This window comes from Aeromonas cavernicola (assembly GCF_002795305.1).
Classification (GTDB): domain Bacteria; phylum Pseudomonadota; class Gammaproteobacteria; order Enterobacterales; family Aeromonadaceae; genus Aeromonas; species Aeromonas cavernicola.
In genome coordinates this window covers 1-13,179 of the sequence record NZ_PGGC01000096.1, presented here as the reverse complement: position 1 = coordinate 13,179, position 13,179 = coordinate 1, and the positions used below count along the sequence as shown (strand labels likewise).

The window sequence follows — 13,179 nt, the reverse complement described above, 5'->3', positions numbered from 1 at the left end:
GAACGAAGTGAATTGCACCGCTATTCGACGTGGGTTTGATTACGGCGCAACAGGCTTTGCGGATTGCGCCATGCACCTCACCCGCAAGGGGGCGGTGGATTGTTACCGCAGTGCAATGCACTGCGCTTGTTGCACTCTACGCCTGTTAACTGGCCTCGGTGCTGAAGGTGCGGGGTTGCCCCCTGTTGTTCGCCGAGGTGATCCCGTATGGCCATTACCGTAGGGTGCAATGAACGAAGTGAATTGCACCTCTATTCGACGCGGGTTTGCTTGCGGCAACAGGCTTGGCGGATTGCGCCATGGGCTTCACCTAATAAGGGGAGCGGTTAGCACGGACGATTACGCTACGCTAATCGACCCTACTGGCGAACCCATATCAACGCTGCTGGCGACCCCTCACTCTCTCCCGCATGGGGAGAGGGGAGGGTTACCGTGGACGATTACGCTTCACTACTCGACCCTCCCCATTGCCCCAAGCGTCCCCGCGCATGGAGGTATGGGCGCAGCCCCGGAGGCTGACGGGGACGCCCATCGAGGGTGCAACCCTCGGGCCACGGTGCAGGCGCGGGAGACCGACTGGGCTCCGTTAACGTCGCTACCGCCCCTGACTGTCGCCGCCACCTTGCGCTGTTATCCAGATTGTGGTGCGCCAAGCGCACGTGGGGGGGCGAATAACGCATGGGGTTCCCCTTGGTTAATCGGGGTCGCCAGCGGTCAGCTCACCTTGATGGGCGGCGCCCCTGCGGTGCTACACCTTCATATATGCCGCTGGATAACCGCAGCATGGGCCAAGCAATAACCCATTGAGCATTGCTCGCGCGATGACCGACACCTAATAACCGATGCACCGGTCACGGTGGCTTATTTCGCTTATTAAATACTCAATAATGAACCGGTGCGGATTAGCGCGGGCGGCTTAATAAATAATCAGCTGCTCAATAATTAGCAGCCCGTTGACGGCGGGCCTCTCGGTATTCATCCCGATCACGAAATAACAACCAAATTAATAACTAAAAAGCCAATAACCTATTAATGCGGTTTTTTATGCTAACAATGTTTTTTTTATGTTAATCATTGTGCCGTGATATATCGCGCCGATCACGGATGGCGTATTTAAGTAGGTATCGGATGGCTATCATAAATCAGCCTAAGCCCTATGGGTGAGGATAAAAAGCGGCCTACCGTCCCACAGATCAGGATTATTTGATCCCGATCATCTTATGGGGCGCCCTTATCGGCCGATTTCTCGGCCACTTATGCGGCTGGCTATAACGCCAGCACCCTAGCGCGATATTTTTTGGTTAAGGGCGGTGAGCGACTGTCATTAGGCGCTCGAAAAAGAAAGGGGCGATGAACAACGTAAATTGCACCGCTTTTCAATGGTGAGCGTGACCAAGCAATAGCGTTACCCAACCTCTCAACCTCTCTTGCAAGGGGGAAGGGTTGCCGCGAACGTTGCCGCCGCGTCCATCGACCCCTGCTGCGGCTGCACGGCGCGTGGACAATGCCGGTCGCTGGCAACGTAAGCACCCAGTACGAATCATCAATCACCCATAAATAGGTAAGGAACATCAGATGGAAATGAGTGGAATCCCTTTTGGCATAACGGATTGGGAGCAGATTGAGGTGACCGAGCATCGCGGGGAAACCGGCGTTGCCTATTGGCGCACTCAGCAGTTTGGTCAAGTGCGCGTCAGAAAAGTGGAGTACAGCGCAGGGTATCTGGCCGATCATTGGTGCCATAAAGGGCACATTTTGCTCTGTCTGGCGGGGGAGCTGACCACCGAGTTAGCCGATGGCCGCGTTTACCATTTAACGGCGGGCATGAGTTATCAGGTGGCGGACCATGCCGAGCCCCATCGTTCATGCAGCAAGCAGGGGGCAACCCTGTTTATTGTCGATTAACAATCTATTCCAGCAGGCGTGATGGGCGCTCGCCCCTCGGTCATGCACCCATGAGCAGACTCGCTTCGCGCACCGCAATCGCTGGCTACGGGGTGTCGGTGAAGTGTTCGAGCCAGCAGCAGGGCCAGCCTAGTTAGCAGCCTAATGGTCAAGGCGCTCAGCGCCCCTTGGCTGTTGACGTGGGTTGTTGGGGGGGGCTTTTTGTTGCCGTGGCCCTGCGCCAGTGCCATTGCACTGGCGCAGGGAGTGGCACTTTGGTTGGCAAAAACGCTGTTGGCCCCCCTCTGGTGGCAACAGCGGTATCTTGCTGGCGGCCGCTACTCCTTTGGCACGATGAACGAGAACAGGGGCGCTGGTTTAAATTGCTCGGTCTGGTCACCGCTGATATTGGGGTTGCCATCGAGCTGTAACTTGCGGGGGCCTGCTTTTTCGCTGAAGTCGAGTTGACCCAATTTTGTCCACAGAATGCTGGGGCTATTGGTGTCTTGGTAGTAATAGACTTTGTTTTTTTGGTCACTGACGGTGAGCCACAGGGTATCGGCAATATTGGGCTGCCCCGGCACTTTAATGCCGATAGGGACACTGACATTACGCATCACGCTAAAGACCGAGGCGACGGCGCGGCGCGGATCGGCCGTTTGGGTGCTCTCATTGATGTAATAAGAGGCCCGAACGAAGCGATCTGTTGCTCGGTTGGTGCCCGGTAGCATGGCGCTGCCACCGATACTCTCCCAGTACTTGGCAAGGCTTAACTGTTGATCGAAGGTGGGGGAGTTGGTCATCACCTGATATTGCCGACCATGGTGGATCACCAGCTTGCCATCAATGTATTCGACGATGGCCGAATCGCCCGATTCATCGGAGATGGAGAGATGCACTGTGCCGGGCTCGCCGGTGGGGGCGGCGATAGGCACCATTCGAAATGCCTCTTGGCGCAGGCCTGCGACGGCCTCGGCGGTGGTGGCATAAGAGTCGAGCACATATTGCACCCAGCCCGCGATAGAGAGTGTCGGGCGTTTATCGGCAGGATCGGCCGCTGGGTATTTGGTTTCAGCCAAATAGAGCAGGTTCGCGACCAGCCCTTTCTCATTCATGCCATCCGCCGCCGCCCCTTCATAGACGGTGGTGACCACGCTGCCGTATAGACTACGCCAGGTGAACGGCACGTTGGTGTTGCTGGTGCGATCCAGACCCCGGGGGTAGATCCACATGTTGGTGTCCATATCGGAGACCAGCCAGTCCATGGTGCGGCCGGTGACCGTCTGCCCTTCCTTGCCAAAATAGACGGCGCGGGTGCAAGCATTGGCGATGGCGGGGGCCAGTAGGGAGGCCGAGATCAGGGTGACGAGGGCGATGCGCGTTTTCATAGGTGATTCCTTGATGAATGGATGCCTTAAGTCTGATTGAGGCACTCGCCATGGCAGCCATATCTCACCAAGCCAGTGCGCTCACTTACAGTGTTAACTATGTGGAGCCGTTGTTAGAGAAATAAGCGTTGTGTCGATAGATGGCGACGGGGGGGGGGAATCATGCCAGTCATTACCCGCCTGAGCACTTACTCGTTAGGGCCAGGTTTGATCCGGTGCGCTGACTTCACGGTGGCGATAATCCATGTTGGCTGTGTTCGTTGCAATGGATTGGCCGTGTGATGCAGGGCTCATGTTCTCTGCCTGATGTTCTGAGTAAGCCAAATAACTTAATTGTTGATAATAAACCCGCTCCTGTTCATTGAATAACTGTTCACGGCAATACCATTGGGTATTTTGTGAGATATGCAGTTGGGTTAGGGGAAGATAAGTGAATGATTATCCTTAAATAAATATATCGTTGCCATCAATTATTTCTGACACCCCATTAATTGACTAATTAAACTAATTACTTATTTATTACCTCGCCAATCAATGATTAATTGTTGATTAAAAACTTGACGCTATTATTTTTGCTGTGTAATGATTCATTTGAAGACTCCTTTTGCTTACCCAAAATAGAGTCTTACTTGTCAATGTAATCATTGCTTATTCCATGTTTAATATGAGGCTTTTACGATGAAAAAAGCTAAGTCATTTATTGTGCTCGTTTTACTGAGTTTTGGTGTTAACGCTCATTACGATGATGGTTATCTCCATGACAGTAATACAACGGTGCAATATAAAGATTGGATGGTAAATTTATCAGATAAGTTATCAATAGACCGAGTGTCTATTCTAGGTACCCATGATTCTGGATCGCTTTATGGTGGCGATATTGTACAAACACAGTCTATGTCGATTGCCAATCAGCTAAATGCAGGGGTTAGATTTTTAGATATTAGGCTGCGTCATATCAATGATGTGTTTGCTATTCATCATGATCTGGTGTTTCAAAATCAATTCTTTGGTGATGTCTTAAACCAAGCTGAGAAATTCTTGTCTGACAATCCAACAGAATTTATTTTGATGAGGATTAAAAAGGAGTACACCGAAGAGGGTAATACCAGGCGTTTCGATGAGACCTTAGCGGACTATATTAATCGATACTCAAGTATTATATATGCCGCCAACAATGGCTACTCTTTGCCTAGTGTTGCAGAGGTCAGAGGGAAGGTCGTTATGCTAGACGATACGGGAACATATCCTCCGGTTGGCATCCGCTATGACAGGTTTAGTATCCAAGATGAATATAAGGTGGCATCCAATTGGGGGCTTTACTCCAAATGGGAGAAGGTCAAAATGTATTTGACCGTGGCTAGTCGTGGTCAACGAGGGATCATTAACTACTTAAGTGGATCTACAGATGGGGCTCTTGTACTACCTTATTTTGTTGCCAGCGGTCACAGTAGCCCAAGTACCGGTGCGCCAAGATTAGCAACTGGCCTTACTACACCGGGCTGGAGTGGTTCATACCCTGATTTCCCCAGAGTGTCTTGCTTTATTGGTATTTGTACGATTGCTTTTGAAGGTACCAATACATTAAGCAAAAATTGGATAAATAATAATAAACCTAACTATACCGGTATTGTCGCAGCGGACTTTATTGGTTCGGGTTTGATCAAAGCCGTGATTGATAGCAACTATCGGCAATAACAATCTCTGCTTTTATCTACCAGAGGTGGCTAGATAGCGTTATCGATGTGACATAGCCAATCTCAGTGACGGGTATATGCTACTCGTTGTCACTGATTAAGCCTCACAATAACCATGATACGAATTCGCTACGTTAATCAGTGGTCGGGATATGGCTGCGTGTCTCAATCAGATGAATGCGGGATTCGTATCATTTAATTCAACTATTCATATCTACAGCGCATGTAAAAAATAGCAGCTTAGATATTTAGACTCCTTTTGCCGGTAAATGTTATTTATGACTGGTCGGCATATATAAAAGACAGGTGAACAGATGAAAAAATTATCCCAAGCTATTTCTGCTGAAATGTCACAAGGTCGTCGCAATTTTCTAACGCATTCATCAATTGCACTCATTAGCTTGGCTGCCAGTGCCGTGTTACCAACCCCCGTGCTGGCGGCGGTAAACGCGGTGACCTTTGCCAGCGAACCCAGTTTTGATCGTTTAAATAATATTAATTTCTATGTTTCACGTTCTGAGCTGAAAAACATTGCGTTGGGGCGAGTTGATTTTCAACAGCCAACGGATGAAGCACAATATTTGGCACAAGTCTTGTTCCAAGAGTTAATGAAGTACTGTTTCTTACTTAATAATAGTGGCTTGTCTCAGCAATTAGGCAGTGGGATGATGCCTGACATGACATTAGTCTACTTAAATGATGGTTACGATATGCCATTTTCAGTATTTGTTCAAAACAAAGAGTACTTTGAAAAAATATGGCTGAGTATATTAGTGGGTTACTGCAAAAATCATACAGCACCAATGAAAATGTGACGGTAAATGACCGATTACATTACAACTCATGGGATATGATTAAAGTTAATGCCAATATTCAAGAAGCCGAAAAAGGTAAAGATTTCAAATTAATTATCGATCGCCTATATTCAATAGCAACTCATTTTTGTCAAGGGGGAGCGCTAAGCCAATATAAAAAAGAAGGCGAGCGTTGGGCTCGCGAGCTGATGAATCATTACAATAAGACGGAGGTACTTGATCAATTCATTAAGGAGTTTAACGTGCAGGGGGATCTCGGCACCACATCTTCATTTGCCAAAGCCATGCAGCAAACCTATAACACCATTAATAAGGTGAGAGCACTGAATACTGCATCGGGTAAAAGGATTCAAGAGCAAGAAATCCAAGAATTTGAACGGGTAATGACGGGTGCTGTGTATACCGGGCTTGCGGTTAATGTCAGTTGGGGCAGCCAAAAAGAGCAATATAGTTTATTGGCTAATAAGAAAAACTTTTTGGATGTGGTTAATTTTTTAAGAAATGATATAGGTAACAAGTCATCATTCTGGCAAAGTTTCTTTACCATCCATCATCCTGATAAGTTTTGGGACAGCCTTAATCAGATGAATCTTCAGAATAACACCTTATTAGATGCTCAAGCTACCCAGCGAATTTTGCAAGTATATCCCAGTTTAGCCGGTGGTGTAAGGCGTAATGCTTTGGGTGCTGTAAGAACTCAGCTCTCTGTACTGTCATTGTTACTCGGGGTAGGCCATTTTTCTTGGGCAGTTGCAACTGAACGAAAAGACATAAGTAGTGCGATTGATTGGGTTAAACTTGCAGTAGCTTTTACGAAAACCACATTAACTCTTATCCAATTGGATGTGTTTTTTGGAAAGATCGTGACGCTTATTTACGGCAATGGCGGCCGAATTGTTGAGTTAGTAGCAACGAACATCAATAACTTCAGTAAGTTTATTAGTAATCTGGTAAGCAAAGGAAAGTATCTAAGTAATGTCGTTGAGCGGCAGGTCGTCACCAAATTATTTCTTGCGACATCGAATATCACTCGGATTATTCAAATATGTTTCGTCGGCTTGGCCGTATTAAGTACCGCATTGGCGGCCTATAGTTTATATGAAGCGATAGTGGGTGGTGATATAGGCGATATTGTGTTTGCTGCCATTAATACATTAATTGCCTCTGTGGCGCTAGCTCTCACTATTACGGGACTGATAGGGATCGCGACAGGGCCGCTTGGTATCGTTGTTGCGGTGGTGGGGATTCTAGTCGCCATTGCGCAATGGATTTACGGAGCACTGAAAAAACCGGTGATACCCCCATCACCGATTGTGAAATATACCAACACCTATATCAGAGGGAGCGATTTAGAGTATCAAAAAATAGGATCTTATATTTGCCGAGCGTTAACTTACCGAGAAGGGAATCGGGTATGTGCATTCGATGCCAAAACAATGAATACCGATTGGGAAAAAATTGCTGGGATCAGAGATGATAATGCCAGAACTTATTCAGAGGCCGGGGCATTGGTCACCTCATCTAGAACATCTAAAATATACAATTTTGCAAATATAAAAGACCCTAAATGGAATCGTATCTCATCATTTTTTGCGCAGGGTGCTACTCAATCAATAGCGGGTTGGAAGCCTGCCGATGATCTAGACCGGTGTCAACATGCGGTCGAGTCACGAGATAAATTTGGCCGTTCGGCAGCAATATTTCTTGCTACTACAAAAACATCTGGATCTGCCAAGGTTTATTTAACTGCTCATCTTGAGGATGCCCCCAAGCACTACCACGAACTGCAATTTGGCGAATGGCGAGAGGATAAATTAGATGTCGTTGCCATCAATGATCTCGATGAGACTATATTCCTCGTGGTTACCACCCAGCATATTTATCAGATAAAAGGAGGAGTGGTGACTAAGGTTGTCTCAGATTTTGTTGGTGAACCTGGCGCCAAAGTGTATGCAGGCATTATTACAGCAGTAGCGCTTGGTCCTCATGTTAATTTGTTTTATAAACTGGGCCATATAGATGCTCCTGAAACAGGTTATCACTACCACCTCACTCGTGATGATGATGGTAATTATACCAACATGAAATTACTGCGAACCTTCGATAAATTCAGACCGAATAATTCAGTTGTCGGCTATCTATTTAAAAAGACCGCTAAGTTAGCAGCGCGAATGGATTTTATCTATTTTAATGGTTTTAATTATGCTCGTTATGGCGCCATCATTAATAATAACGGAGAGTCCTCATTCTCTTTATATAATGGTGTGGAGTTTAAGGTACCTAATACTGGGTTCCTGTACTTTTATAAGAACGCGTTTATTCCAAGTTAATCCTGTTGCAGGTCTCTCTTCATGTGAGAGACCAGCAACAGGTCGGTAGTTTTTGTTCGCCAACGTTAAAAAACCGTCCCTGATATCGGGGGCGGTTTTTCTGCCACTATGTGATACCGGCCGCGCTTCAAATAGCCTTCTAGGCATCGATTCAACTTGGGACACCTACTTTTTCAGTGGTTGTTGCAAAGTCGACAGGACTTGGCGCCAGCGCGGGAAGGGAGAGATTGACCATCAGGAGTAACCACATCATGCCTTGAAATAGAGAACCCCCGATGCGAGGCATCGGGGGTTCTGAGTCGAGCAACACTAGCCGAAAATGTGTAACCCTATGTCAGGACTCGATCAAGCGAAGAGAAATCAGTTGCCAAGGGTGGCGAACAGACTTTGCTCTAGGGTGCCGCGCGAGACGCAAACCGGCTTGATGGAAGGGGCCGACACGCGCTCGCCTGAGGACTCAACGAAGAACAATTCAGTACTGCCCTTGACGTTGACGGTTGCTACGCTGCTGTTGCCGCTTTGGGTGATGATCAGGTTGATCTGTAGGTTAGGGTTGCCCAGCGCTACTTTGGAGCCCATGGTACCGCAATCCAGCCACTCCAGACCGTCAGCAGAGTGCTCGACGTTAGCTGTCATCAGACCGGAACCGCGCTGGCTGTTTTCGATGTTAAGGCCGTGATCGGTGAACCACTTTTCAGCGCGAGCCCATACCAAATCAACCGGGATTGCCATCTCTTGGGTATTGTTCGTCGCCTTGGCAATCGGCGGGTTGTAGCGGTACTCTTCACCGCCATTGTTGTCACCAGCACAGCCGACCAGCAGCAGCGCCAGCGCACCTCCCATTATCTTTTTCATTTTTTGTCTCTCATCCATATCATCCGACCATTGGCCAACCGGCGCTTATTATCTCCAGAGTGACGATCTCTGTCAGCAAGCAAAACCCAAGACACCCACCTTTTTGGCTGCAAGAGGGCATAGCACCTGACTGGATAGGCCATTGTCGAAGGAAGATTGCCATGACCAGCAAGCTGTGCCAGCTTTTGTGTCTGTTCACCATCAGCGTTTGCGCTTATACAACCAGTACTATGGTAATACCTCCAATCAGTTGAAATGGTGCCTTTCGATAAAGGCACCAATCACCTTCTCGTGGAGCTCCATGGGGCGATAGATGTAATGACCCAGCGATTGGCGACGCGACGCCTACGAAACAAGACAGTGGCCTATTTAATTTGGCTACTCCACCCATTCAATAAATGAGCGACGTAATCTTGTCGTTAATACCTAAAAACTAGCGATGACGGTGCTACATAAAAGAGTGTTAAAGCCATGGATCACGGTCAATCGCCTAGTATCGCTTTAAAAATACAGAGTGACAGGCAATTTGGGGTGTCCAAGATATGTGGCTTTACTCGCTATAGAGCACAGGTGGCAGAGCCCTCAGGGTCGATTTGGGAAATAGCACGAGAATAGCTTGTCTTTTGTTATCTCACCTTTTTTGGCATAGCTTTTGCTAATAAATCGTTTAAAGCAGGAGGTGTGCTTATGACGATTTCATTTGATAAAGCTTTTGGCGTGCATCAACACACGCTGAACATTCGCGCGAAGCGTGCAGAGATATTATCAAGCAATATTGCTAATGCAGATACTCCTGGATTCAAAGCCAAAGACATCAATTTTGCTCAAGCCTTACAGGGTGCCCAGCAACGTCAAAGTTTTGGCCTTGCGGCCACCAGTGAAAAACACTTTGCCTTACAAATGGATACACCTGGGGTAACGCAATACCGCAACCCTCTGCAACCTGACACTGGTGACGGGAATACCGTAGATGTCCAACAGGAGCGTAGCGAGTTTTTGCGTAATAGCCTCGAGTATCAGACCTCCCTTGAATTTATGAATAGTAAAATCAGTGGTCTGCTGAAGGCCCTGAAAGGAGAACAGTGATGAGTTTGTTCAAGGTCTTTGATATTGCAGGTTCCGCTATGAGTGCTCAATCCGTACGGCTTAATACGGTTGCTAGCAATATGGCCAACGCGGATAGTGTCAGCTCCAGTGTGGAAGCAACTTACCACGCTAGGCGGCCAGTTTTTGCCGCCCAATTAGATCAAGCTATGTCTGATAAGCAAGGCTCTGTTGGGGTTGAAGTGAAGGGAATTGTGGAGAGTAAGGCTCCTTTACTGAAGGAATACAACCCTAATCATCCGATGGCAGACAAAGATGGCTTCATTTTTAAACCCAATGTCAACATGGTTGAGGAAATGGCTGACATGATAAATGCGTCTCGTAGTTATCAGACTAATGTTCAAATAGCTGATTCGGCCAAAAAAATGCTGCAGCAGACACTTAACCTCGGCAAGTCTTGAGAGGGTAACCCAACATGGTTGATATAAATAACAATGTGAGTGGGCTAAATCGAACCAGCACTCAAAGCGCAGATTCGCAGTTACCTAAAAAAGAGCTTGACGAAGCCTCTTTTTTAAAAATGCTGACAATGCAGCTCTCTTATCAAGACCCCTTTAAACCTGCTGATAACGCTCAGATGCTGTCGCAGATGACGTCCATGTCGACCACGAGATCTATTAACCAGCTATCGACTCAAATGGGGGGATTAAATGATTTGATGATGTCTAGTCAGGCACTGCAAGCGTCTTCTTTGGTCGGACAGGATGTGTTAATTCCATCTGATACGGGCTATTTAGATGAAGATAGTCAGTTATCAGGTGTGATTGCCGTGGGCGCAAAAACGCTTTCCAATATCAAAATAACTATCGAAGATGAGAAAGGCCAAGTAATAAAAGATATGGTCATAAATGGTGCGCAACAGGGTAATGTCGCGTTTAACTGGGATGGTACAGATAAAAATGGTCGTCCTGTTATGGCTGGGAAATACAAAATTAAAGCAAGTGGTGCAGATATTTCGGGCAAGTCTGAAAGTGTCCCTGCATTAACTTATGGTCAAGTTGAAAGTGTTACTCTAGGGAGCAAGTCATTGCCTACTCGGGTGCAACTAAAAGGGCTTGGGCTAATTATGCTAACGGATATCGTAGAGATTTCCGGTAGTAAAAACCAACCTAAAGAACCCTCTACCCCTCAGCCCTCTGCGGTGATTTAAGGAGCAAGAAATGTCATTTAACAATGCTTTAAGTGGTGTCAATGCAGCACAAAAAGACCTGAACGTCACCGCTAACAATATCGCCAACGTTAACACCACCGGCTTCAAAGAGTCGCGTGCTGAGTTCGCTGATGTTTATGCTAACTCGATCTTTGTCAATGCCAAAACCCAAGTAGGTAATGGGGTTGCAACAGGGGCGGTAGCGCAGCAGTTTCATCAGGGGGCGCTGCAGTTCACCAATAACTCGCTCGATCTAGCTATTCAAGGTAATGGTATGTTCGTTACCTCTGATGGTTTAACTAACTTAGATCGAACCTTTACACGAGCAGGTGCCTTTAAACTCAATGAAAATAGTTATGTAGTTAATAATCAGGGCCACTTCTTACAAGGTTATGAAATTAACGCTGATGGAACGCCTAAGGCCGTAAGTATTAGTGCGACCAAACCGATTCAGGTTCCCGATAGAGCTGGGCAGCCGGAGAAAACAGGTCTTATCGAGGCTAGTTTTAATTTACCTTCCACATCGTCCCCGCTACCTGCCGGTGATACGCTTCCATCTAACTTTGATCCTAAAGATTCAAAGACTTACTCAGCTTCCACCTCGGTTGTCGTGTATGACTCATTAGGAGAGCCTCATACGATCACGAAGTATTTTATCAAAGAAGCAGATCCGGCAGACCCTGCACTACCAGCAAACCCGACAGCGTGGCGTATGTATATGTATCAGGGAGATAAGCCGATCGATATTGTTGGTGGGCTTACCCCAACCATGCAGTTTGGTTTGGATCCAGCACCAGCAGGAGCAAGAATTACCTTTGGCGCTGATGGTAAAATGATCACTCCAACTCTGCCCAACCCTATAGAAACTGAACCACTTGGCACACCTGGAGCGGGTATTATTACGAATGGTGCTGACCCGGCACAGGCTTTGGAAATTCGTCTTGGCACGGTTACGCAATACGCATCACCCTTTGAGGTCAATAGACTTACTCAAGATGGTTCGACTGTGGGTCGCCTAACTAAAGTTGAAATTACTCCTGACGGGGTCATTTCCGCGACTTACAGTAATGCAACCACGGTCAAAGTAGCGATGGTGGCAATGGCTAAGTTTGCGAATTCCCAAGGGTTAACTCAGGTGGGGGATACCTCTTGGCGTCAATCGCTACTTTCTGGCGATGCATTACCAGGTACTCCCAATACAGGTACTTTTGGGACGATAAAATCATCAGCACTGGAGCAATCCAACGTTGATTTGACTAATGAATTGGTTGACCTCATCACGGCTCAGCGTAACTTCCAAGCAAACTCTCGTTCGCTGGAGGTGAATAGTTCACTACAACAGACCATCCTACAGATCCGTTAAACCTGATCGACATATTAGTAGGGTGCATTAAGCGTAATGCCAGTCAGTGAAGCCTGACTGGCATTGTTTTTATTGGCTTTTTCACATTGAATCTCCCCAGGTTTTCTAGACACTCTGTTGTTGAACATTGAACTGCTTTTCAAACTCTACCGGCGACAGCCCATCATTGGAACCATGGCGCCTGATTGGGTTGTAAAACATTTCGATATAATCAAATACGTCGCTGCGGGATTCGTCTCTTGTCGAGTAAATCCTGCGCTTGATCCGCTCCCTTTTGAGTAACTGAAAGAAGCTCTCGGAGACAGCATTGTCGTGGCAGTGTAACCGTTCACCGGCAGGGGCTTGACGCACACAATTCGGCAGGGATGGGGTAATCCGTTTTCTCGATGCAGGCTTTGACGATAGCGCGCAGCCACTCCTGAGGACAACGTCCCAAGCGTTTGGCTGTCTCCACCAACGACAGGATACGCTGGCGAAACAACTCGCCACGATGTGAGCACACGCCGTAGCTTCCTTTGCACCACAGCACATAGCCGCGCAGCGCTCGTTCCGCCTCATTGTTCGTCAGCGGAATATCCTCATCACTCATAAACCGC

General features: G+C 47.4%; 12 protein-coding genes and 2 pseudogenes. 10 read left to right on the top strand and 4 right to left on the bottom strand.

The features are described 5' to 3' along the window. From CUC53_RS19265 to CUC53_RS11300, 3 genes are all read left to right on the top strand, one after another. The coding region (locus tag CUC53_RS19265) for a hypothetical protein (RefSeq protein ID WP_236757911.1) at positions 1 to 223 on the top strand (223 nt) is incomplete at its 5' end. A gap of 273 nt (positions 224 to 496) precedes the next feature. Then, complete coding sequence (locus CUC53_RS11305) at positions 497 to 799, top strand: hypothetical protein (protein WP_100294263.1); 303 nt, start codon at positions 497 to 499, stop codon at positions 797 to 799. A gap of 776 nt (positions 800 to 1,575) precedes the next feature. Continuing rightward, positions 1,576 to 1,905 (top strand): DHCW motif cupin fold protein, encoded by a 330-nt coding sequence (locus tag CUC53_RS11300; RefSeq protein ID WP_100294262.1) that lies wholly within the window; start codon positions 1,576 to 1,578, stop codon positions 1,903 to 1,905. 317 nt (positions 1,906 to 2,222) lie between these two features. On the opposite strand, the gene CUC53_RS11295 is transcribed toward CUC53_RS11300, so the two are convergent. Continuing rightward, positions 2,223 to 3,272 (bottom strand): linear amide C-N hydrolase, encoded by a 1,050-nt coding sequence (locus CUC53_RS11295; RefSeq protein WP_100294261.1) that lies wholly within the window; start codon positions 3,270 to 3,272, stop codon positions 2,223 to 2,225. A gap of 678 nt (positions 3,273 to 3,950) precedes the next feature. Here CUC53_RS11295 and CUC53_RS11290 point away from each other — a divergent pair. The 3 genes from CUC53_RS11290 (at position 3,951) to CUC53_RS11285 (ending at position 8,111) form a co-directional block, all read left to right on the top strand. Then, entirely contained in the window at positions 3,951 to 4,967 is a 1,017-nt protein-coding gene (locus tag CUC53_RS11290; protein WP_100294260.1) for a phosphatidylinositol-specific phospholipase C, read from the top strand. 313 nt (positions 4,968 to 5,280) lie between these two features. Then, a complete protein-coding gene (locus CUC53_RS19260) occupies positions 5,281 to 5,781 on the top strand; it encodes a hypothetical protein (protein WP_236757910.1) in 501 nt (166 codons plus the stop codon). After that, complete coding sequence (locus CUC53_RS11285; RefSeq protein ID WP_236757909.1) at positions 5,724 to 8,111, top strand: hypothetical protein; 2,388 nt, start codon at positions 5,724 to 5,726, stop codon at positions 8,109 to 8,111. The genes CUC53_RS19260 and CUC53_RS11285 overlap by 58 nt, the downstream gene beginning before the upstream one ends. Before the next feature lie 360 nt (positions 8,112 to 8,471). Here the strand turns inward: CUC53_RS11285 and CUC53_RS11280 are convergent, their stop codons facing one another. Next, on the bottom strand, positions 8,472 to 8,966 hold the full coding sequence (locus CUC53_RS11280; RefSeq protein ID WP_100294259.1) for a hypothetical protein: 495 nt from the start codon (positions 8,964 to 8,966) through the stop codon (positions 8,472 to 8,474). A gap of 687 nt (positions 8,967 to 9,653) precedes the next feature. On the opposite strand from CUC53_RS11280, the gene flgB reads away from it, so the two are divergent. Genes flgB through flgE form a run of 4 tightly spaced genes read left to right on the top strand, consistent with a single transcriptional unit; the run spans position 9,654 to position 12,583 of the window. Next, positions 9,654 to 10,052 (top strand): flagellar basal body rod protein FlgB, encoded by a 399-nt coding sequence (gene flgB / locus CUC53_RS11275; protein WP_100294258.1) that lies wholly within the window; start codon positions 9,654 to 9,656, stop codon positions 10,050 to 10,052. Continuing rightward, a complete protein-coding gene (gene flgC, locus CUC53_RS11270; RefSeq protein WP_100294257.1) occupies positions 10,052 to 10,471 on the top strand; it encodes a flagellar basal body rod protein FlgC in 420 nt (139 codons plus the stop codon). Before flgB ends, flgC begins: the two co-directional genes overlap by 1 nt. Before the next feature lie 14 nt (positions 10,472 to 10,485). Continuing rightward, on the top strand, positions 10,486 to 11,220 hold the full coding sequence (locus CUC53_RS11265) for a flagellar hook assembly protein FlgD (RefSeq protein ID WP_100294256.1): 735 nt from the start codon (positions 10,486 to 10,488) through the stop codon (positions 11,218 to 11,220). Between the two features lie 10 nt (positions 11,221 to 11,230). Next, the gene (flgE, locus tag CUC53_RS11260) at positions 11,231 to 12,583 is read left to right on the top strand and encodes a flagellar hook protein FlgE (RefSeq protein ID WP_100294255.1); all 1,353 of its coding nucleotides are present in this window, start codon (positions 11,231 to 11,233) and stop codon (positions 12,581 to 12,583) included. A 105-nt stretch (positions 12,584 to 12,688) separates the two neighbouring features. On the opposite strand, the pseudogene CUC53_RS11255 reads toward flgE, so the two are convergent. Further along, positions 12,689 to 12,910: pseudogene (locus CUC53_RS11255) on the bottom strand (IS3 family transposase); the annotation flags it as partial. A 1-nt stretch (position 12,911) separates the two neighbouring features. Beyond that, positions 12,912 to 13,179, bottom strand: a pseudogene (locus CUC53_RS11250) (IS66 family transposase); the annotation flags it as partial.

Excerpts from the sequence above, each read along its gene's own strand:
- CUC53_RS11305 (WP_100294263.1), top strand. The coding sequence starts at position 497 with ATGGGCGCAGCCCCGGAGGCTGACGGGGACGCCCATCGAGGGTGCAAC.
- CUC53_RS11300 (WP_100294262.1), top strand. The coding sequence starts at position 1,576 with ATGGAAATGAGTGGAATCCCTTTTGGCATAACGGATTGGGAGCAGATT.
- CUC53_RS11295 (WP_100294261.1), bottom strand. The coding sequence starts at position 3,272 with ATGAAAACGCGCATCGCCCTCGTCACCCTGATCTCGGCCTCCCTACTG.
- CUC53_RS11290 (WP_100294260.1), top strand. The coding sequence starts at position 3,951 with ATGAAAAAAGCTAAGTCATTTATTGTGCTCGTTTTACTGAGTTTTGGT.
- CUC53_RS19260 (WP_236757910.1), top strand. The coding sequence starts at position 5,281 with ATGAAAAAATTATCCCAAGCTATTTCTGCTGAAATGTCACAAGGTCGT.
- CUC53_RS11285 (WP_236757909.1), top strand. The coding sequence starts at position 5,724 with ATGGCTGAGTATATTAGTGGGTTACTGCAAAAATCATACAGCACCAAT.
- CUC53_RS11280 (WP_100294259.1), bottom strand. The coding sequence starts at position 8,966 with ATGAAAAAGATAATGGGAGGTGCGCTGGCGCTGCTGCTGGTCGGCTGT.
- flgB (WP_100294258.1), top strand. The coding sequence starts at position 9,654 with ATGACGATTTCATTTGATAAAGCTTTTGGCGTGCATCAACACACGCTG.
- flgC (WP_100294257.1), top strand. The coding sequence starts at position 10,052 with ATGAGTTTGTTCAAGGTCTTTGATATTGCAGGTTCCGCTATGAGTGCT.
- CUC53_RS11265 (WP_100294256.1), top strand. The coding sequence starts at position 10,486 with ATGGTTGATATAAATAACAATGTGAGTGGGCTAAATCGAACCAGCACT.
- flgE (WP_100294255.1), top strand. The coding sequence starts at position 11,231 with ATGTCATTTAACAATGCTTTAAGTGGTGTCAATGCAGCACAAAAAGAC.